Source organism: Pyruvatibacter sp. (genome assembly GCF_040219635.1).
In the GTDB taxonomy this organism is placed as follows: Bacteria; Pseudomonadota; Alphaproteobacteria; order CGMCC-115125; family CGMCC-115125; genus Pyruvatibacter.
This window is the reverse complement of sequence record NZ_JAVJSC010000007.1, coordinates 21,151-41,434: the sequence shown is the minus strand read 5'-3', so window position 1 is coordinate 41,434 and position 20,284 is coordinate 21,151. Positions and strand designations below refer to the sequence as shown.

Sequence of the window (20,284 nt, the reverse complement as noted above, 5' to 3'; positions counted from 1 at the left end):
CTCCTGTTGCCGGCCAAGGCGGTGCGCCGCTCAGCCGGATATTGCTCGACTCAGACCTTGAAGTTGAAGATCGACGTGTCGAACTTGTTGTAGTCCTCGTAATTCAAAAGCTCATAAAGGCGTGCGCGGGTCTGCATGTCCGGCACGACGCCTTCCTGCGTGCCCTCGTCGCGGATGCGCTCAAACGCGCTCTCCACAGCACCCATGGCAATGCGCAGGCTCGTCACCGGATAAATTACCAGATTGATGCCGAGATTCTGCATCTGTGTGGTGGTCAGCAGGTCCGACTTGCCGAACTCGGTCATGTTGGCGAGCAGCGGCACATCAATGGCCTTGCGGAATGCCTCGAAGTCGCTTTCGTCCTTCATGGCTTCCGGGAAAATCGCGTCAGCTCCCGCATCCACATAGGCCTTGGCCCGATTGATGGCCGCTTCAAGACCTTCCATCGAGCGCGCATCGGTGCGGGCCATGATGGTGAAGTTTTCGTCCTTGCGGGCTTCGACAGCCGCCTTGATGCGGCGGACCATGACGTCCGTGGGCACAACTTCCTTGTTGTCCAGGTGGCCGCAGCGCTTGGGGTTCAACTGGTCTTCAAGGTGAAAGCCTGCCAGCCCCTGGTTTTCCATTTCCACCATGGTGCGGTAGGCGGACATGGGCTCGCCAAACCCGGTATCGACGTCAATCAGACATGGCAGGTTGGTGGAGCGGGCAATCTGGTGGCCACGGGTGGCCACTTCGGTGAGCGTGGTCAGGCCGATGTCGGGCAGACCCAGATCAGCCGACAACACGGCACCTGAAATATAGATGCCGTCAAAGCCCTGTTCTTCAAGCAGGCGCGCCACAAGCGGCGAGAAGGCACCGGGGACGCGTTGCAGCGTCCCCGAATTGATCCCGTCCCTGAAGGCTTTGCGCTTTTCAGCAGCCGTCCTGGTGACGTTCAGCATTAAAAGATGCCCTTCTTGTCGGCGATGCGCTTCACTTTTGCTGCGGGCACCTGAACGTTCAGATCACCCAGTTCATCGGCCTTGAGCTTGGGCAGACGCTCTGCGGTTTCCACAAACCGCTCTGCTTCGTTCTTTGTGATGATGCCGTCGGTCAGCGTCATGAACTTGTTGATGTAGTGCTCCCGTACAAACGGACGCGCGCCATAGGGGTGCGCATTGGCAACGGCCATTTCATCAACCAGCTTGGTGCCGTCCTTGAAGGTGATTTCCACCTTGGCGCCAAACGCTTTTACCTTCGGGTCGCGCGAGTGATAGCGCTCCGTCCACTTGGGGTCTTCGGTCGTGGTGATCTTGTGCCACAGACGCACGGTGTCGGGACGTGCAGCGCGCTTGGGTGCATAGGACTTCACATGGTGCCATGCACCGTCCTGCAGGGCGACGGCGAAGATATACATGATCGAGTGGTCCAGCGTTTCGCGGCTGGCCTTGGGGTCCATCTTCTGCGGGTCGTTGGCGCCCGTGCCGATCACGTAGTGAGTGTGATGCGACGTGTGGATGACAATGTCTTTGATGCTGTCAAAGTCGTCGATCTTTTCACCCATGCGGAAGGCAAGGTCGATCAGCGCCTGGCTTTGATATTCGGCCGAGTGTTCCTTGGTGTACGTGTCGAGGATGGCGCGCTTGGGCTCACCAGCGCCAGGCAGCGGTACAATATATTCCGCATCCGGACCATCAAGTATCCAGGCGATGACACTGTCTTCACCTTCATAGATCGGAGACGGTGCGCCTTCGCCGCGCATGCAGCGGTCAACGGCTTCGATGGCCAGCTTGCCGGCATGTGCCGGGGCAAAGGCTTTCCATGTTGAAATCTCGCCCTTGCGCGACTGACGCGTGGAGACGGTTGTGTGCAGCGCCTGCTGGATCGACTGGTAGATCACGTCGGTTGGCAGTTTCAGCATCGCGCCGATGCCGCCTGCAGCTGACGGCCCAAGATGGGCAATGTGGTCAATCTTGTGCTCGTGCAGGCAGATTCCGGTTACCAGATCCACCTGAAGCTCGTAGCCAGCCGCAAGTCCGCGCACCAGGTTCTTGCCGGTCTGGCCGGTCTGCTGGGCAACCGCGAGGATCGGCGGGATGTTGTCGCCGGGGTGGGAATAGTCTGCCGCCAGATATGTGTCGTGGAAATCAAGTTCGCGCACAGCCGTACCGTTGGCCCATGCTGCCCATTCCGCGTGGAAGCGCTGGTTGTTGGGCATCCCAAAAACAGTCGCGCCGTTTTTGCGCGGATGTGCCAGCGCCTGCACGCGGGCGGTGGCCGGTGCGTGGCGGTTGACGGAGGCGATGGCAACCGACGCATTGTCGATCACGCGGTTGATGATCATTGCCTCGACATCTTTTTCCACCGGCACTTTGTCGGCGCAGACTTCAGCCATTTTCCATGCGAGCTGCTTTTCGCGCGGCAGGTGCTTCTTGGATGGATAAACGTGAACTTTATGCTTCTTCATGGGGGCTGTTTCTCTCAGGTGAAAGTGTGTGGCGGTATCAGGCAAAGCGAAGGGCCACCGAGGCTATGCATCGCAAACATGCGCGCGGTTTTGCCCGGTAACCAATTTGGGCGCCACTTTGGCTTTTTCGCCTGTTGAGTCAAGTTTTTGGGGTCGGTATGCCGGCCTCACAAACCCACGAATAGGGTCTGACGCAGCGTTACCCTGACAATGCATTCGCGGGACGCCCGCAAAGCCGGTTCAGTGCCTTGCCGCCGTGATTTCAGCCAGCAGCCATTGCGCCCGCTCCTGGTGTTCGTGCGCCACCAGCAGTTTTTGCTCGATGCGGATGCGATCACTGTTCTTTAGCGGCTTATCGAGCTCAGCAATCAGCGCGGCTTCCTTGGCTGCCAGCTTCGCGATGACGTGCTCCACGTCCTGCGGCTTGATCTTCTTCGCCTTGCCGCCGAGCAGGCGCTGATAGTAGTCGTCCAGATGGCTGATTTGTTTCTTGAGAGCCATGGTCAGGCTCCACTGCGGGGGGGCGGTGCAGGCTGCATCGCGGATGGCATGATGCCCGATTTGTGTGCCGACTGGATGTCCAGTACAGCGCCCACGTCTTCGTCGTCGAGGGCCAGAAGCTTCTCAATTTCGGCCACGGCTTCGTCTTGCTGAATGTAAAGTGCGCGCGCCGCAGAGATGAGGTCGCGCATGGCGGCGTATGAATAGCCTGAGTCGTTCAAGAATGACGTGGCATCGCTGGCAGACAGTTCATCGGCGCGGATCATCTGGTCGACCATGCTCGCCGTGCTGCGTGCCGCGTCTTCAACGTGCACGGTTTCGTCATCCAGCCACAAGCTGCTGCGGTCCTCTGGCTCCAGCAAATCCAGCCGGTGTATCTCGGCAAGAATGCGGCCCATATCCACCCGCAGGCCGTTGTAGAGATTGGTGATGGCCCCATTGGGGCGGGCCGTATGCGCGATCATGTTGCCGCGCAAATGCTTGACGGCCTTGAGGGCCCGCACAATCTGGCCAGCGGCTTCGCGCAAGCCGTAGATGCGGTCTGTTACCGGCGCGGGCAGGTTTTTTGGACCGATCCGAGTGGAAAATTGAACAATGGCGTTATGCAAGGTTTTCACCCGCTGTTCGTAGCGCTCGTCAAAATCAAAATCGTATCTGTGTCGGCTCAGGCGCACAGTTGCTTCCATGTCGTGACTGGCAAACACCTCGTTGCGACTGAGATTGAGGCCGTGGGCAATCAGTTCGGCGGCGTTGTCGTACAGGTGTTTCACTTCCTTTCGCAGAGCGGCCTCAATCGTGGGCGGAAACTCGTCAACCGCCTGCGAGAGATATTTTGGCTGGCTGCGGTCAAGCACCGGTTCGGGTATGGACCGTTGCAAAAAGCTGATGAGCCGACCCATCAACGGTAACATCAAGGCGACGCCCAGAAGATTGAAGATTGTGTGAAATACAGCAAGCTTCAGCGCGTAGTCGGTGTCAGCAATGCCAACGCTGGCGCTGACCCAGTCCACCGCGATGCGCAACGGCACAATAAACACCAGCGCCACCGCAGCGGTGGCGGTGTTGAACACAAGATGCGCCAGTGCCAGCCGTTTGCCCTGAAAGTTGGACGTCAGCGACCCCAGTATGGCGGTAATGGTCGTGCCGATATTGGCACCGATCGCCAGCGCCAGTGCGTTGTCATAGCTGATCTGCCCCGCCGCCAGCCCCGCCAGAATGAGCAGCAGCGTTGCATGGCTTGACTGCATGATGACCGTCGCAACCGCGCCAATCAGCGTATAGACGGCAAGGCCGACAAAGCCTGTGAGGGCAAACCGGGTTAGGTCTATCTGCTCGGAAAACGAGTCGAAGCCGATCTTGATGTAGTGAATGCCCAGGAACAGGAACCCAAGCCCCGCCAGCGCGTAGCCAATGCCGCGGGCATAGCGGGAACTTTGCAGCACCAGCACGATGCTTATCGCAAGCATCGGCATGGCGTATGCGGCAATGTTGACCTTGAGACCAAGCCCGGCCACCAGCCATGCGCCCGTGGTGGTGCCGATATTGGCCCCGAAGATAATGCCGATGGCCCCCACCAGCGTGACCAGACCCGCGCTGAGGAAAGAGATGGTGATGACCGAGACCAGCGAGCTGGACTGCATCAGCGTTGTTGAGAGAATGCCGAAGGTCAGGGCGCGGGCTGTTGAGCGGGTGGCGTGCTCCAGCACACGCTCCAAAGAGCCTCCGCTGAACATCTTGAAGCCGTCTTCCAGCATCAACATGCCAAACAGGAAAATGGCCACACCGGCAGCTATCTGCTGGACGTCCGGGCTGAGCCAGAAGCCGAAAATGAGAACCAGAATTGCAACGGGCAGCAAAAAGCGCCGCATGGTCGAACCCCTGTGTGCCGACGATCACGCCAGTCTGCACCGGGGGGCAGGTATTGTCATTGATCTGTCACACTGAGCGCAGGCAGCAGCATACCCGTCGTCAGCCCGTCGTCAGCCCGTCGTCAGAAGGTGACGGAAGTGCCTATATAGGCCGTGCGCGGTTCGCCGGGGAAATAGCGGAAACTGCGGAACGCGAAATCAGCCCGTTCGGCAAACTCGACATTGCCAAGGTTCATGATGCGGCCGGTAATCTCAACGCCGGGCACAACCTCCATGCGGGCGCGCAGGTTGAATACCTGATGGCCGTCATACTCGTTGACGTTGGCGGCATCGGCAAAATACTCATCGACAAAAACATATTCGAGTTCAGCGCGGGCCGTCTCTGTGAACGTCCAGCCAAGGCGGGCGTTTGCCAGCCAGCGCGGGGCTGAGTCCACGTCCGTGCCGGAGCGGATGGCTTCGGTCTGCTGGGCCGGGCTGGTGATCGGGCGGTCGAACTCGTATTGATGCACCGCATAAGTGCCGGATGCTGCGATGTCGAACCCGAATGGCAGGTCCGCGGACCCGTCAAACTCGATGCCACGATGCGATGTTTTGCCGTCGGTAACGTTGAAGCCGTCGGCATCGCGGAAGAAGAAATTGTCTTTTTCCGCATAGAACGCCGCAAGCGATGCGCTGACCGGTCCGAAGCGGGCGCGGGTGCCAATCTCGTAGCTGTCCAGAGTTTCGGAGTCGATCTGGCCAACCGTCTGGTTGTTTTGTAGACGGTAGAGGTCTGTCACCTGGGGCGCGCGGGCGGCGCGGGCGATGTTGGCATAGACCTCTGCCTCATCGCTGACCTGATGCACGATGCCCAGCTTCGGTGTGACGTTGAAAAAGCTGTCGCTGCGGTCCGCCGGGCGGAAGAAGCGCCCTACGGTGTTGGAGACTGTCTTGTTCTCGTAGTCGTAGCGCGTCCAGTCAAAACGCACGCCGGTGGTCACGCGGGTGGCAGGGGCTACCTGCCATTCGGCGTGCAGGTAGGGCGCGACAACGGTTTGCGTTGCTTCAAAATCATAGTGGACGCCCTGAGGGAACGTGCCAAAGGTGGCGCGGCTTTGCGTTTCCTTGAGGTAGCCGTCGGTATATTCAAGGTCGAGGCCTGCCACCAGCGAGTGGCCGCCTTCAAGGTCGATGTAAAGGGCTGTCAACGCGCCGGTGCTCCAGTGGCCGGTTTCTTCCAGCGACTGATCGGGTACGAAGTGGCGTAAGAACTCCATGTCGTTGACGCGTGCAAACGGCGTGATGGAGAGTGTCATACCCTCGTTGAGTTTTGTGTCCCAGCGGGCGGAGGCGCGCAGCGACCACGCGTCGCGGAACGCTTCCGGGTTTGGGTTTGACCGGGCAAGGTCGCTGTCGCGGTAGGCTTCAAAACCCTGAATGAAGCCCGCCGTTTCCTGATTGAGGTTCTGGCCTGAGAGCAGGAACTTCAGCGTGTCGCCACCCATCTCATGCAGGACACTCAACGTGGCCTTTTGCTGGCCGACGCCCGCGTGCTCACGGAAGCTGCTATCTTCCAGAATTGAAACGGCAGCGCGATAGGCCGTGGTGTCTGATAGCGGCCCAGTGACGTCAGCAGACGCCTTGTCGCGGTGGCCGCCGGTTTCAAAGCTGATGCTGCGCTCGGCTACAAAACTTGGGTCGGGCGTCACGACATTTATCAGCCCGTGAATGGCGTTGGAGCCATACAGCGCTGAGCCGGGGCCGCGGACAACTTCGACGCGGTCGGCTTCTTCAAAGTGTGCATCAAACAGCCCGTTGACGTTGCCCCAGCCTGCCGCGCGCAGGGGAATGCCGTCTTCGAGATACAAGAACGAGCCCTGGCCGGCGCCGCCGGTCAGCACGGGTGACCGAATAGCTGTGAGGTGTTCCTGCCCGTCGTTTGAGTGGACATACACGCCGGGCACCCGGTTGAGCAGTTCGGCCGGGTTGTCCTGGCTGATGAGCTTGATCGCGTCATCCTCAACAACAGCGGTGTTGCCGGCCAGATCCTTGATCGGCTGGGCAGTACGCGTGCCGGTGACCACAACGGTGTCGAGTTCAAGAGGCTGAGCAACGGCAGGGGCGGTTGCCAGCAGGGCGAGGGTGCCGCAGGCGGACACCAGATGAGCTTTTGATTTCCACATGGGGCAAACACCTATCTGTGAAGCGTCGTTGCGGCAAGGCATCAGTTGATGCCGCGTGGTTCTAGAACGTGCTCCCCAACGCCATGAGTGTACCTGTTTCGCGCAAGGTCTGGGCACCGGCGATGGTCCGTAAGCCGCCGATTTCAACGTGATGGGTATCGTGAAACTGCCAGCGTTGCGCGGCCTGTAGTTTGTGCGACCGTTACGACGTGAAAGGCGCGCGCGCATTGCCGATGTTGGTAACGGTCTGCGACTGCACTGTCGCGATCCTGTCAACATTGGGGCCATACAGGCAGGCGGCGTGGCGACGTAAAAAAGTGCTCAAGACCGTTCGTGTCTGAGGGGGCGTCGCACTCAGACCCAAAGCCGGCAGATCAAGTTCAGGCTCTTGCATGGTGCTGGTCGGTGTGCAAGGCGGCATTGCCCTAAGCATCCTTGGGAAGAGCCAGAAGGCGGGCGAATGCATAGAACAAAAGTCCGCCAGCAACGACGCCCGCGAGATTGGCCGCGATGTCTTCGAGGCTGCCCAAGCGGCCGGGGACCATCATCTGGGCCAGCTCAATGCCGGCCCCCAGGGCGATGGCGGCCAGGACCCCCAACCAGGGTCGGCGCGGGATGGTCGCGCAGAAGAGAAAGGCAATCACGAGAAACGCTCCCGCGTGCGCATACTCGTCAATATCAGGCGACGGGCCTGCGTCGGGTGCCAGCCCAAGGCCCACCACGGTGAGCGCGGCCATACCGGCAAAAATGCTGGCACGGTCCATAAACCAGTGGCTGATCGTCATAAGGACAGGCATGGGCGTGACGGGACCTGAAGCGGGTGAACAGCGTTGCGTTGTCATGACACTCTCACACAGACGTAAACAGGATGTGATGGCGCGGTACACCAATGTGAATGGTCAAACGACGAGGAAGGTCTCACGTTAGGCGTGCCTTTCAACCTTACATCCAGGGACGCTACGCTCATGTCATCAATTGCTACCCCCATCGCGCCCTATCAATCTGCCTGGCACCGGCTGTTTGTTGTGGTCAGCGCGCTGTTGTTGGCTGCCGCGTTTTTTGTTTCGCCTGCCCATGCAGCCAAGGATGTGATTTACACCGGGTTCTTCAGTGATCTTGCTGTCAGCGGATATGACCCGGTGGCGTATTTTACCGACGGCAAACCTGTCGAAGGGTCAGCGGCGTTCGAGACCACCCATGAGGGTGCGACCTGGCGGTTTGCAAGCAAGGCCAATCTTGATGCGTTTGTTGCCAACCCCGAGGCTTATGCGCCGCAATATGGTGGGTATTGCGCCTGGGCCGTATCGCAGGGGTATACCGCCTCCGCTGACCCTGAGAATTGGTCGGTTGTGGATGGCAAACTCTATCTCAATTTTGACGACAGTGTTCAGGCCACATGGGAAACCGATATCCCGGGCTTCATTAAGAAGGCAGACGCGAACTGGCCCGCCGTCCTTAAATAAAGGCTAGGGACCGGTATAAGTTGCGGGGCCCGTGCCATGGGCCTATCTCTTGACTATGTTCAAGCAGGCACTTTCAAAACTGAAATCGGCCATATCTCCCGCGGCTCGCCCCGCAGCGCGGGTACCTGACGGGACGCGGGTGTATGCGATCGGTGACATTCATGGCCGGGCCGACTTGCTCGACCAATTACATGACAAGATCCAGGCGGATGCCAAGGGCTCAGACGCGAGCCGCCATGTTGTTGTGTATCTGGGTGATTATGTGGACCGCGGCCTCGACAGCAAGGGCGTGATTGACCGCCTGATTGGTGACCCGCTGCCGGGCTTTGAGAAGGTGTTCATCAAGGGCAACCACGAGGATGCATTCCTCAAGTTCTTTGTAGAACCTGAGTTTGGCCGCGACTGGAAATACTATGGCGGTCTTGAAACGCTGATGAGCTACGGCGTCAAGGCACTTCCTATGAAGGACGAGCCCGAAGCTTTCGTTGCGGCCCGCGATGAGTTGGCCACGAAGTTTTCCCCGCAACACCTTGAATTTTTTGGTGGTTTGAAGCTCTCGCACGAAGAGGGGGACTATTTTTTTGCCCACGCCGGGGTAAGGCCCGGGCGGCCGCTTGATCGCCAGACCGGGGACGATCTGATGTGGATACGTGACGAATTCCTGGCCTCGGACGCGGATTTTGGCAAAGTTGTTGTCCACGGCCATACGCCCGAAGAAGTCCCGATCGACAGATCCAATCGGATCGGCATCGATACCGGGGCCTATATTACGGGCGTGCTCACATGTGTGGTGCTTGAGGCTGGCGCGCGGCGGTTCATTCAGGTCGGGGGCCAGACAGATGGCCAGCCAGGGGACCAGGCGGAATCCTGATTTTCTGCGGATCTCAGGCGGTATTTGCCTGCTTCGGGCCCGCTTTCTCGGCCGTTTTCAGGTATGTTGCCGGGCAGTCACTATGAGCGCCAAGTTAACCTTCCATTAAGTGGCGCGTTGAGTTGGGCCGGGGTTTGATGTAGCTTTCTAGCCTGTTTTGCTATTTTGGGGGCGTATCATGCGTCGTTTCTTTCTCGTACTAGTGAGTTCTCTTGGCATGTCCATCGCCGCCGTCAGCGGTGCGTGGGCCGAGGACGCGACTGTCACGCTGCCCGAGGGGCAGACGTCCGCGACCATTACGATCGATGGGACGCCGACCGTTGTAAGTACGGGGGATACCATTGATGCCGCGTCCTCCATCGGCACCGGGTCCAGTGAAATCGAAGTGACATTGTCTGACGGCAGCATCATCGCGGTCACACCCGGGACGGTGTTCACATTCAGCGTAAGTGCGTCGGGTGTACCGACCGTGACGCTGACGAGCGGTTCAGCGCGCGCTGTGTCGAACACATCATCGAGCTTCGCGATTGCGACACCTGATGGCAGTCAGGTGTCGGGGACCGACGTGGCAGCCCGCGTCAACACTGACGGCACGGTCGATTTCGGGTCAAAGTCGGGTGACGCGGTTTTGGCAACGTCCACTGGTGGAACGACGACGATCCCTGCGGGAACATCCGTCAAGAAGACCGGTACGACAGTCTCAGCCAGCACGACGCCATTGAATGTGGGGCGGACAACGCTTGTGCGGACCGCAGGAACAACCCCGGCGACGACACCTACAACACCTCCAACAACCACACCGCCGACGGTAACGATTGCGAACATCACGGTCGTTGAAAATGCGCTTCAGGATACCGGAGACGGTAGTCCGCAAACGCCTTAACACGCCGGCGGGGCGTGATTTGTTATGCTGGAAGCGGGGCCTTGGGGCCCCGCTTTCTTTTTTGGGGTCATCCCGTCGCTTCATGCGGGGTTCATCGCGACCGTGATGGGATGGCCGGAAGATTGCATTGTTCTTGGCGTATGTTGGTCTGGATTTTGGGCCTGAGGGTAGTTAGCCGCTGCAGTTATGTGTGGTCCTGGAGCGTGACGTGAGGATTGCGGGATGAGAAACGCGAAAATGATAGCGAATGGGTTCAGCATCATGATGCGTCTGGTGCTTGGCACCGCGTTGGTTTTGGGTGTAAGCGGGTTTGTAGCGCTTCCGGCCGTCGAGGCTGAGCGCCATGTGACGGTGCAGGGAAGCCCGGCCGACCGGACAACGCGCGATATCGTCTATGTTCTTGGGTCCGGTGACCGAATCCGCGTCATCGTTTTTGATGAACCTGATTTGTCCGGAGAGTTTGAAGTCGATGGCACAGGCGTCGTGTCGCTGCCGCTCATAGGCAAGACGACGGCAAAAGGGCTCACGTTGCGCGAGTTCGAAGATGAGGTCGCCACTGCGCTTCGCGACGGGTATCTGCGCGATCCCCGTGTCAGCATCGAGGTCTTGAATTTCAGGCCGTTCTATATCATTGGCGAAGTCCAAAACGGCGGCGAATATGATTATGTGCCGGATATGACGGTCTTGAACGCTGTCGCGTTGGCGGGCGGATATACCTATCGTGCCGACGACAATCGCGTGTTTATTACCAAGGCCGGGGGCAATACAGAAACCGAAGTCCGGTTGGACCGTGGTCAGGGCATTCAGGTTCTGCCGGGTGATATCATTCGGGTACCGGAACGGTTTTTCTAGCCCGCGACGGTATGATCCGGTCGCGACCGCGGCCCAAGATGCGTTGCGCGTTGGCAACAGTGTGCCGGATCTGGTCAAAACAGTGTCCGACATTGCAACGCTCGCAACGACAGACCTTTTGACGCGGTCACAATTACGCTACGGTAAAGGGATATTTAGGTGGTTTCCAACGCCGGTCCCCGGTGTGGAGTGCCGTTTTGCCTTTGGGGGGCATTATGAACAAGCGTTTGATGTGTGTGGTAACGGCCGCGGCCGTTGCAGGTGTCTCTGGTATCGCCATGGCTCAGGAAACCGGACGTGGCATTGGTGTGATGGACCGCGATCGGCCGGACTATGATCCGATCGGCATCCGCGCTGGCGGCTTTATCATTTACCCATCCGTGACGGCGGGTGTTGGATATACGGACAACCTGTTCCTTCAGCAAAATAACGAGCAGGACGATACGGTGTTCCAGGTAGCACCGGAGCTTCTGGTGGAATCCCAGTGGAGCCGCCATGAGCTGAACCTCAAGGGTGGTCTGTTGACCAAGGGCTATGACGAAAACGATAGCGATAACATCACCGACTATAATGGTGAGGTTGAGGGTCGACTGGACATTACGCGCGATACGTTTGTATCCGCTGACGTGGGTTACCGGCTCTATCATGAAGATCGTGGGTCACCGGATTTGCCTGCTGCAGCGTCTCAGCCGACCGAGATTGCTAGTTTTTATGCCAATACGTCCCTCTCTCACCGGTTCAATCGCCTGATCCTGCGTCCGTCGGTTTCTTACAACGAACTCGACTACGACGACGTCGGTCTGATCGGGGGTGGGGTCATTAACAACGACGACCGTGACCGTGAGCGTGTCGAATACGGCATGCGGGTAAGCTACGAAGCGTCCCCGGCATTCCTGGTCTTCGCTGAAGGGCGCTACAACGAGATTGAATATGACAATTTCGATGATGCTCTTGGCGGCGGCGGTGTCGCCAAGCGTGACTCCGACGGCTATGACGCACTTGTGGGTACGACGTTTGACCTAGGCTCTGTGGCCCGCGGTGAAGTTGCCGTTGGTTATACCGAGCAGTCGTATGACTCAGGGCTGATCCCTGACGTTGATGGATTTTCTTATGAAGGTGGCGTCGAGTGGTTTGTAACTGAGCTTACGACCTTGAGCCTTGGCGGTGCGCGTACCGTTGAAGAAACCACGATTGTCGGGTCGTCGGGCTTCCTGTCGACAGCCGTGGCTGCCGGTGTGGATCATGAGCTTCGCCGCAACATCCTGATCGGTGCAGACGTAAGCTATGCCAACAGCGCCTATGAGGGCATTAACCGTGATGATGATGTCTACGGTGCCGGCGTTGATGCGACCTATCTGATCAACCGGAATTTCAGTGCCAACCTTGGCTATGAATTCGAGTCGCGTGAATCCAACGCGATTGGGTCCGATTATGATGCGAATACCATTCTGTTGACGCTGCGCGCCGCACTTTAGGCCCTGCGTCAGGACTTTGTTCGTTCGTATGCGTTAGAGATATAAATGCCGCCTCTCGCTTGAGGGGCGGCATTTGTTTTTTGTGGTTGGGGTATATGTCTTTTGGGGTTGGCTAAACCAGCACAATCGCGTCCAAATGCGTGTTTCGTATCTCTTGTTGAAGGTAACCAGGGCCTCCCATGACAGCTGAAGATATGGGCCGCGAGTATCCCCAAAGGCGAGATGCAGATCAGGACGAAGACCTGATTGATATTCGCGCCCTGATCAATGTCTTGCGGCGTCGGATGGGAGTGATCGCGGGCTCGGTCTTGCTGATCACCGGCATTACGTTGCTGGTGGTGTTTCAACTCACTCCGCTTTATACGGCAAGTGCTCAGATCCTGATTGATCCGCGCGAACAGCAGGTGGTCGATATCGAAGCCGTGATGTCGGGGTTGCCGCCTGACAGTGCTGCGATCGACAGCGAGGTTGAGGTTCTGCGCTCACGGACTTTGGCGGCGCGTGCTGTAGAGCAGCTTGAGTTGGTCAATGATCCTGAGTTCAACTCTGTGTTGCGCGAACCAGGAATGATGGCGTCTTTGGATCCGCGTAGCTGGTTTGCGTCGGAGAATAATGTCCCGGCTGAGGACCAGGCGCGCATTGAGCTCAACCGGGTCATTGATGCGCTTCAGTCACGGCTGTCGGTCTCACGCCGCGGGCTTACCTATGTGATCTCAATTTCCTTTACATCCGAAGACGCCGTCAAGGCGACCAAGGTCGTCAATACGATTGCTGATCTATACGTGCTCGAACAGCTCGAAGCGAAATACGAAGCGACCAAACGCGCCAATGACTGGCTCAACGGCCGGCTGACGGAGCTCCGCGGTGAAGTACGTGCTGCGCAAGAGGCTGTTGAGATTTATCGGCGCGATAATGATCTTGTGGCGAGCAGCGGTGTTACCGTGAACGAGCAGCAGCTCGCAGAGCTCAATGGCCAGCTTATCCTGGCACGCGCTGATCTCGCGGAACGTGAGGCAAAGTTTCGGCGGTATCGTGAACTCCTGCGTTCGGGGTCAGGGGCCGATACGCTTGCGGATGTGCTCCAGTCGCCGGTCATCGCACAGCTCCGACAGCAGGAAGCGGAAGTAACGCGGCGGTTGGCCGAACTCTCGTCACGCTACGGTGACCGCCACCCGGAAATGATCAAGGTGCGGGCTGAACGCCGTGACTTGGCGGTTGCGATCGACCGTGAAGTAGGGCGGACCGTTGCGAATGTTGAAAATGAGGTCGAGGTAACGCGCACACGGGTAGCGTCGCTGCAGAATTCGTTGAACGAACTGCAGGGCCGCAGCGGTGAAGGTGGGTTGAAAGAAGTGCGGCTGCGCGAGCTTGAAAGCGATGCCGAAGCTGTGCGGACTTTGTACGAGTCGTTCCTTGAGCGCTTTAAGCAGACGACGGAGCAGACAAGTCTTCAGGAAGCGGATTCGCGTATTCTGTCGGAAGCGACCGTTCCCAATGCGCCGAGTTATCCCAACAAGACATTGTTTCTGGCATTGGCTCTTGTGGGATCCGGCATGGTTGGCGTTGGACTGGCGTTCGCGCTTGAACAGCTTGATGACGCGTTTTCGAATGTAGCGCAGCTTGAAAAGGCGTTGGGGTTGCCGCATTTGGCATCGGTCCCGGAGGTAAGCGGTGATTTGACATCACGCGGGCCTATCAAGGCACCGTTCGACGTAATTCTCAAAAAACCGCTGTCGGCCTATAGCGAAGCGTTTCGGGCGTTGCGGTCAGGCATCGCGTTGTCGGATGTAGATAATCCGCCGCAAGTTGTTCTGGTAACGTCGGCGCTTCCGGGTGACGGCAAGACAACGACGGCGATTTCACTGGCACGGGCGGCGGACGCTGCGGGGATCAGGACGGTTCTGGTGGATTGCGATCTGCGGCGTCCCACCGTGCACAAGTCCTTTGGTGTTACGCCTGAAGCCGGGATTGTCGAGGTTCTCGCCGGGCAAGCGGACCTTGAATCAGTGCTGTTGCAGGATCCGCAAAGCTCGCTGCAAATCCTGCCCGTCCGGTCGGGGGCGGCCAACCCGCCGGATCTGCTTGGGTCAAACCATATGGCCAACCTTCTCAAGAGGCTGCGCGGTGACTTTGACCTGGTCATTCTTGACTCAGCACCCGTGTTGCCTGTGGTCGATAGCAGGGTCCTGTCTCGGCTATCGGACAAGGTTGTGTTCGTAGTCGCTTGGCGCAATACGCCACGCGATGCAGCAGGCAATGCTGTTCGTGATTTGAGGGACTACGGGGCCGATATCGCGGGGGTGTTATTTGAGCGGCTCGATCTGAAGAAGCAGCAACGTTACAGCTATGGCGACAGTGGCTACTATTATGGGCGCTATAGCAAGTACTACATCAACTAGTGAGCGCTTGACCCGAGCGCAACCACAATTTATCGATGTGGATTCCAATCTGCGTGCTCTGCCCCCTGAATTCTGAACCATTTGTGGTTAGAGCTTTCGGCCTTAGATTTCCTTGGCTGGGCGAGGAGAATTGGCATGAAGGCATCGACGTTTACGGACGCGCAGAAGGCGTTTGTCATCAAGCAGGGTGAGGAAGGGATGCCGGTGGCGGAGATCTGCCGCAAGGCGGGGATCAGCCAGGCGACCTATTTCAACTGGAAGAAGAAGTACGCTGGCCTGATGCCGTCCGAGATGCGACGGCTGCGTGAGCTCGAGGACGAGAACGGCCGGTTGAAGAAGATCGTGGCGGACCTCACACTGCACCGCGAGATGCTGCAGGACGTTATCAAACGAAAGCTTTAAGGCCGGATCGGAAGCGCGAGATCATCGACGCGGTTCGGCAGGACTGGCAAGCGACGATCCGCAGGGCATGTTCAGCTTTGCAGTTTGATCGATCGACTTATCACTATCGGTCCCGTCGCACTGATCCGGCCGTTTTGAAGAAACGCATTAAGGAGATCTGTGAGACGCACGTCCGCTACGGCTATCGACGGGTGTATTACATCCTGCGTCGCGATGGCTGGACTGTGAACATGAAGAAGGTCTATCGGCTTTACAGGGAGCAGGGTCTGCAGTTCAGGAACAAGACGCCCAAGCGGCGGGTCAAAGCCAAGCTGCGCGAAGATCGTGCGCCTGCGATCAGACCGAATGATGTGTGGGCGATGGACTTCGTGCACGACCAGCTGGCGACCGGGCGCAAGCTGCGTATCCTGACCGTCGTTGACACGTTCTCCCGGCTCTCACCGGTGTTAAATCCCCGGTTCAGCTATCGCGGTGAGGACGTGGTCGCGACCCTGGAAACAGCATGTCGGAAGATCGGCTATCCCAAGGTGATCAGGGTGGACAATGGGAGCGAGTTTATCTCTCGGGACATGGATCTGTGGGCCTACCAGCGCGGTGTCATTCTCGACTTCTCCCGCCCTGGAAAGCCCACAGACAATGCCTTCATCGAAGCGTTCAACAGCAAGCTGCGAAGCGAATGCCTGAACGCTCATTGGTTCATGTCGCTGCAAGATGCTAGCGAAAAGCTGGAGGCTTGGCGTAGACACTACAATGAAGAACGCCCGCACATCTCGATCGGGAATATCCCCCCGATGATGCTGGCAAACTCAGCCGGTGAAACCAGCCCACCGGACCTGGGAAAGGCGGAAAACTCCACACCCGAGTGGTCCAAGGTTGGGTAGCAGAGCAGGGTTCACGTCAGCTGCCATTCGGCGAGGGAGGAATTAACAGTGTAAGGATTTTAAAATACGTTGAGCTTTCCAATACATTACCGTTGACTTAAACTCGTCGGCAGAACAGTCAACATGGTTATTCTAGTTAAGGTTTTGGGGCCTCTTATGAAAATACTGGTTCTTGGCGGCGATGGTTTCTGCGGCTGGCCTTCTGCACTTCATTTATCTGAGCGTGGTCACGATGTTGTAATCGTAGACAATCTTTCTCGGCGCAAGATCGACGTTGAGCTCGAAGTCGAGAGTCTCACGCCTATCCAACCTATCAGTACGCGTCTGAATGCTTGGAGCCGCGTGTCCGGAAAGTCAATTGGGTTTGTCAATCTCTGTGTTGGCAAAGAATACCAAGAACTTCTTGATCTGATCGCGTCGGAAAGACCTGCAGCGATTGTCCATTTCGCTGAACAGCGCGCTGCACCTTATTCGATGAAGTCAGCGCGTCACAAGCGTTATACGGTTGACAATAACCTCAACGCCACGAACGACGTGCTCTCTGCGATCGTGGACTCGGGGCTCGACATTCACCTAATCCATTTGGGTACGATGGGTGTTTACGGGTACGGCACCGCAGGTATGAAGATACCCGAAGGTTATCTGAATATTAAGGTGGCGACGTCTGAGGGGCTGCAAGATCAGGAAATCCTCTATCCGGCGAACCCTGGTTCGATCTACCACATGACGAAGACGCAAGATCAGTTATTCTTCCATTTCTACAACAAGAATGACAAAGTTAGGATTACTGACCTCCATCAAGGAATCGTGTGGGGCACTCAGACTGCGGAAACCAAGAGAGACGAAAGCCTGATCAACCGCTTCGACTATGACGGCGATTATGGCACTGTTTTGAACCGCTTCCTGATGCAGGCAGCAATCGACTTCCCTCTCACCGTGCATGGTACGGGTGGGCAGACCCGCGCCTTCATCCATATTCAAGACACTGTTCGCTGCATACAGCTCGCGGTAGAAAATCCGCCCCAGGCCGGCGAGAAGGTTCTAATCATGAACCAGATGACGGAGACTCATCGGGTGCGAGATCTGGCGAAGATGATCGCTGACATTACTGGCGCAGAGGTAGTCAATCTATCGAACCCACGCAATGAAGCAGATGAGAACGACCTGCACGTTGAACACGACACCTTCCTATCACTCGGACTGAAGCCTATCACGCTTGAGACCGGGCTGATGGAGGAAGTCACCGACATCGCTAGGAGATACGCTGATCGCTGCGACCGATCCAAAGTTCCTGCATTGTCTTATTGGAATGCTGAGCGGTTGGCAGCAAAAAACCGAGCTGAGTAGTGCTTTAGTGGGGCGGTCCATGGCGACGGCACGCATCAGTATTTGCCGAGCCCAACCCTTATGCATTCAGGCCTACGATTACATGTTCGTCGTTGAATTTATTCTTGCGCTTTGTCTGTCTCCGTTGCGACAGGCTCTCCATTCGAATGTGGGGCCAAATGGGTCTCAGGTCACAGCCCACCGGACCTGGGGAAGTCGGAAAACTCTAGATGCGAGTGTTCCAAGGTTGGGTAGCAGTGCAAAAAAACGCGGCTAGGCTCTAATCACAGCTGGGGGGCACGTCACTAGATGGATCTCAAATGAAACAGTTTTATGATGAAGAGTACTGGGAACTTGTCGAAGGATTCCATGAGGAAGATTCGCTATTCAAGGTTAAATATGCCTCTTTACTTATAGACCGCAATCACCTTGACCCTGACTCATTCGTAGAAATTGGGTGCGGCGCAGGGCGTGCCGCTCGACTGATGGCAAACAAGTATGGCGCTGAAAGTGATGCGTTTGATCTTGCCGAGTCCGTAATCGAGTATGCCCGGCGTAACAATTCTTCTCCTAGAGTGTGTTTTAAGGTCGGGTCGCCGGTTGTCGGGGAAAAAAGTTACGATGTTGGTTATGCATTTGATGTGCTAGAGCATGTCGCCGACTATATTGGTTTTCTCGAAGAGTGTAAAAGAATAGCGCCCGTCTGGATATTTCATGTGCCGCTTGACATGAATGTTTCGAGTGTTCTGCGGCACGGATACTTACGAGCTCGCGAAAAGGTGAGGCACATCCACTATTTTTCCGAATTGAGCGCTATAGAAACGTTGAAGGATGTAGGTTTTACGGTGGAGGATAAAACCCTTACGCCTGGTTGGAGGGAACTTAAGGGTCGGCAGCCATTTAGGGGGGCAATTGCAAGCGCCCCGCGCGCGATTTTAGGACTGCTAAATACGAGCGTCGCCGCTCATCTACTAGGCGGCTGGTCACTTATGGTTTTGTGTAGGGTGCATACACCAGAATCTTCCGAAGGCTAGTGGACCTGAGTGATTGCTGTCGAAGCCGGTGCGCCGCAAACAGAAGACTGTCTAGTCTCAGGACAGATATTGTGACAGCCAGAAAACCTTTCATTCTTTTTGGAATTAAATCTTTGAATCCTGTGCCTCGGAAATTGTCATAGGAGGCCACTTCAATAAAGGACTAGTCGAAATTTGAAACGATTTTCTAATCTGGAACCTGGACAAGTGCGGCTAGTCTATTGGAATAATGTCCCGACCCCTTACATGGACGAGCGTTTTGCTTGCATAAAAAACTTACTCGGCGACAATTTTGCTGCCGCTTACACTCTTAAAGGTGCCAAGAGTCACGGCTGGAAAATCGGTTCGCCTCGGTATCAGGTGATACATTCAGGTGCAACTGCCCCGTCATTAGCTAACGACGCGACGCTGATCTTGAAAATCTTGAAATACCGGCCAACGCACGTGGTAGCACTGCATGCGGAGAGGGTGGCCCCTTTGCTCGCCTTACTGGGGCGCTTTCTGGGATTTTACGTGATTTTTTGGACCGTAACAACTTTCGACACGTGGATAAAGCGGTCGAAAGCGAAGGAGTGGGCAAAGCGCTTCGTTTTCCGGCTTGGCTCAGGCGTCGTCTCGCCGGGGGCGGACGGGATAGCGTACGCGCGCAAATATCACCGGCAAGTTGCTGCTGCTGTGGTCCCGCATTCCATTGATTTGGTGCACTTCGCGAGTCCTCAGATGCCGGGATTTCGCCGGGCAGCGCGCCGCGCAATTTTGACCAATAATCAGGCCAACGGAACCATATTCCTTTACGTCGGCAGGATCATCCGTGACAAAGGCTTATTTGAAATGGCGAGCGGCTTTTCTCGCAGCAGCGCAGCGGGTAGCGGCACCCTTGTCTTTGTCGGAGATGGTAAAGATCAGGAAGAGTTGCGCCAGTATTGCAGCAATATGGGCATTGATACGCGCTTCGATCGGTTTCAACAACGCGCCGATCTACTGGATTTCTATGCGCTTGCAGATTATTTCGTGTTTCCAACGCTCGGAGACCCTTACGGCTTGGTGATTGATGAGGCACTACAAGGTGGTTGTCCGGTGCTGACTAGTCCAGCGGCTGGTGAACTGCGAGGCCGGATCAGTGATGGATTTAACGGCCGGATTGCTGAAGGAACGGGGTCGGATGCGTGGCGCGACCTTTTCGACGCTATTACCAAAAGCCCGATACCTCGCCACAACAAAAGCCTTCTTCCGCGCCCCATCGCGCCTCTGGATTACGCAACGAGGCTACTTTCTGCTCTGCAAGAGGTGGGCCCGTTGGCCGGGCCGAGTTCGGCGTCTGAGACTGAGCGCTGATCAGGCGTGTTTGTTCTGTTGGGCGTGCCTGCCGGCCTATGCTTCATAGTAGTGTCGGCACCTTGGTACCCCGGGGGTCACGTCACAGATCCAAAACGTCCTGTGTTATCCTTGACTTCGTTAGGGTCAGAATAAACTTCCTGACGTTGTTATTTGGAGTGGGTGTAAACTAGGCTTTGCTAATGGTGATACCTATCGGAAATCAACCCCCATTGAGCGGACGCTGTCGTTTAATCGCGACAAGCGCCGCCGTCCGTCGAGTGCTAGTGTGTCCGCCTTGGCGTTCTTCCTTGACCGAACTGGTACCAATGGTTTGCGCGGCATGACCCCTGAGCTCCCACAGTCTTCCGGTGAGCGAACCGGCACACGACGCTGGTTTG

General features: G+C 57.0%; 16 protein-coding genes. 10 read left to right on the top strand and 6 right to left on the bottom strand.

The window, feature by feature from the left end:
- Nucleotides 1-50 precede the first annotated feature (50 nt).
- The 6 genes from prpB to RIB87_RS11740 all read right to left on the bottom strand — a co-directional run bounded on the left by prpB (nt 51) and on the right by RIB87_RS11740 (nt 7,825).
- The gene (prpB, locus tag RIB87_RS11765; protein WP_350146847.1) at nt 51-944 is read right to left on the bottom strand and encodes a methylisocitrate lyase; all 894 of its coding nucleotides are present in this window, start codon (nt 942-944) and stop codon (nt 51-53) included.
- On the bottom strand, nt 944-2,449 hold the full coding sequence (locus RIB87_RS11760; RefSeq protein ID WP_350146845.1) for an MmgE/PrpD family protein: 1,506 nt from the start codon (nt 2,447-2,449) through the stop codon (nt 944-946). The genes prpB and RIB87_RS11760 overlap by 1 nt, the downstream gene beginning before the upstream one ends.
- A gap of 240 nt (nt 2,450-2,689) precedes the next feature.
- A complete protein-coding gene (locus RIB87_RS11755; protein WP_350146843.1) occupies nt 2,690-2,950 on the bottom strand; it encodes a hypothetical protein in 261 nt (86 codons plus the stop codon).
- Nucleotides 2,951-2,952: 2 nt separating this feature from the next.
- Nucleotides 2,953-4,818 carry a Na/Pi cotransporter family protein gene (locus RIB87_RS11750; protein WP_350146841.1) on the bottom strand — a complete coding sequence of 622 codons (1,866 nt, stop codon included), beginning with the start codon at nt 4,816-4,818 and terminating at the stop codon, nt 2,953-2,955.
- Nucleotides 4,819-4,940: 122 nt separating this feature from the next.
- On the bottom strand, nt 4,941-6,983 hold the full coding sequence (locus tag RIB87_RS11745) for a TonB-dependent receptor (protein WP_350146839.1): 2,043 nt from the start codon (nt 6,981-6,983) through the stop codon (nt 4,941-4,943).
- 425 nt (nt 6,984-7,408) lie between these two features.
- Nucleotides 7,409-7,825: a VanZ family protein gene (locus RIB87_RS11740; protein WP_350146837.1), complete on the bottom strand. Its 417-nt coding sequence runs from the start codon at nt 7,823-7,825 to the stop codon at nt 7,409-7,411.
- 123 nt (nt 7,826-7,948) lie between these two features.
- Here RIB87_RS11740 and RIB87_RS11735 point away from each other — a divergent pair, with 123 nt between their 5' ends.
- The 10 genes from RIB87_RS11735 (at nt 7,949) to RIB87_RS11690 (ending at nt 19,904) form a co-directional block, all read left to right on the top strand.
- Entirely contained in the window at nt 7,949-8,446 is a 498-nt protein-coding gene (locus RIB87_RS11735; RefSeq protein ID WP_350146835.1) for a YHS domain-containing (seleno)protein, read from the top strand.
- Between the two features lie 55 nt (nt 8,447-8,501).
- Nucleotides 8,502-9,317 carry a metallophosphoesterase family protein gene (locus RIB87_RS11730; RefSeq protein ID WP_350146880.1) on the top strand — a complete coding sequence of 272 codons (816 nt, stop codon included), beginning with the start codon at nt 8,502-8,504 and terminating at the stop codon, nt 9,315-9,317.
- A gap of 217 nt (nt 9,318-9,534) precedes the next feature.
- Nucleotides 9,535-10,200 carry a hypothetical protein gene (locus tag RIB87_RS11725; protein ID WP_350146833.1) on the top strand — a complete coding sequence of 222 codons (666 nt, stop codon included), beginning with the start codon at nt 9,535-9,537 and terminating at the stop codon, nt 10,198-10,200.
- Between the two features lie 222 nt (nt 10,201-10,422).
- Nucleotides 10,423-11,052 (top strand): polysaccharide biosynthesis/export family protein, encoded by a 630-nt coding sequence (locus RIB87_RS11720; protein WP_350146831.1) that lies wholly within the window; start codon nt 10,423-10,425, stop codon nt 11,050-11,052.
- A 230-nt stretch (nt 11,053-11,282) separates the two neighbouring features.
- A complete protein-coding gene (locus RIB87_RS11715; RefSeq protein ID WP_350146829.1) occupies nt 11,283-12,527 on the top strand; it encodes an outer membrane beta-barrel protein in 1,245 nt (414 codons plus the stop codon).
- A 179-nt stretch (nt 12,528-12,706) separates the two neighbouring features.
- Nucleotides 12,707-14,926: a GumC family protein gene (locus RIB87_RS11710; RefSeq protein ID WP_350146827.1), complete on the top strand. Its 2,220-nt coding sequence runs from the start codon at nt 12,707-12,709 to the stop codon at nt 14,924-14,926.
- Between the two features lie 135 nt (nt 14,927-15,061).
- Nucleotides 15,062-16,209, top strand: a protein-coding gene (locus RIB87_RS11705) for an IS3 family transposase (RefSeq protein ID WP_350146825.1) whose coding sequence is annotated in 2 segments (ribosomal slippage) — nt 15,062-15,323 and nt 15,323-16,209 — 1,149 coding nt in all. Because the reading frame shifts where the segments join, the coding sequence is not laid out codon by codon here.
- Nucleotides 16,210-16,365: 156 nt separating this feature from the next.
- The gene (locus RIB87_RS11700) at nt 16,366-17,556 is read left to right on the top strand and encodes an NAD-dependent epimerase/dehydratase family protein (RefSeq protein WP_350146822.1); all 1,191 of its coding nucleotides are present in this window, start codon (nt 16,366-16,368) and stop codon (nt 17,554-17,556) included.
- A gap of 299 nt (nt 17,557-17,855) precedes the next feature.
- Nucleotides 17,856-18,569, top strand: a complete 714-nt coding sequence (locus tag RIB87_RS11695) for a class I SAM-dependent methyltransferase (RefSeq protein WP_350146820.1) — start codon at nt 17,856-17,858, stop codon at nt 18,567-18,569.
- Nucleotides 18,570-18,743: 174 nt separating this feature from the next.
- Complete coding sequence (locus RIB87_RS11690) at nt 18,744-19,904, top strand: glycosyltransferase (RefSeq protein ID WP_350146818.1); 1,161 nt, start codon at nt 18,744-18,746, stop codon at nt 19,902-19,904.
- The last annotated feature ends 380 nt before the right edge of the window (nt 19,905-20,284 follow it).

Coding starts and splice junctions, on each gene's coding strand:
- prpB (WP_350146847.1), bottom strand. CDS start 944: ATGCTGAACGTCACCAGGACGGCTGCTGAAAAGCGCAAAGCCTTCAGG.
- RIB87_RS11760 (WP_350146845.1), bottom strand. CDS start 2,449: ATGAAGAAGCATAAAGTTCACGTTTATCCATCCAAGAAGCACCTGCCG.
- RIB87_RS11755 (WP_350146843.1), bottom strand. CDS start 2,950: ATGGCTCTCAAGAAACAAATCAGCCATCTGGACGACTACTATCAGCGC.
- RIB87_RS11750 (WP_350146841.1), bottom strand. CDS start 4,818: ATGCGGCGCTTTTTGCTGCCCGTTGCAATTCTGGTTCTCATTTTCGGC.
- RIB87_RS11745 (WP_350146839.1), bottom strand. CDS start 6,983: ATGTGGAAATCAAAAGCTCATCTGGTGTCCGCCTGCGGCACCCTCGCC.
- RIB87_RS11740 (WP_350146837.1), bottom strand. CDS start 7,825: ATGACAACGCAACGCTGTTCACCCGCTTCAGGTCCCGTCACGCCCATG.
- RIB87_RS11735 (WP_350146835.1), top strand. CDS start 7,949: ATGTCATCAATTGCTACCCCCATCGCGCCCTATCAATCTGCCTGGCAC.
- RIB87_RS11730 (WP_350146880.1), top strand. CDS start 8,502: ATGTTCAAGCAGGCACTTTCAAAACTGAAATCGGCCATATCTCCCGCG.
- RIB87_RS11725 (WP_350146833.1), top strand. CDS start 9,535: ATGTCCATCGCCGCCGTCAGCGGTGCGTGGGCCGAGGACGCGACTGTC.
- RIB87_RS11720 (WP_350146831.1), top strand. CDS start 10,423: ATGAGAAACGCGAAAATGATAGCGAATGGGTTCAGCATCATGATGCGT.
- RIB87_RS11715 (WP_350146829.1), top strand. CDS start 11,283: ATGTGTGTGGTAACGGCCGCGGCCGTTGCAGGTGTCTCTGGTATCGCC.
- RIB87_RS11710 (WP_350146827.1), top strand. CDS start 12,707: ATGACAGCTGAAGATATGGGCCGCGAGTATCCCCAAAGGCGAGATGCA.
- RIB87_RS11700 (WP_350146822.1), top strand. CDS start 16,366: ATGAAAATACTGGTTCTTGGCGGCGATGGTTTCTGCGGCTGGCCTTCT.
- RIB87_RS11695 (WP_350146820.1), top strand. CDS start 17,856: ATGAAACAGTTTTATGATGAAGAGTACTGGGAACTTGTCGAAGGATTC.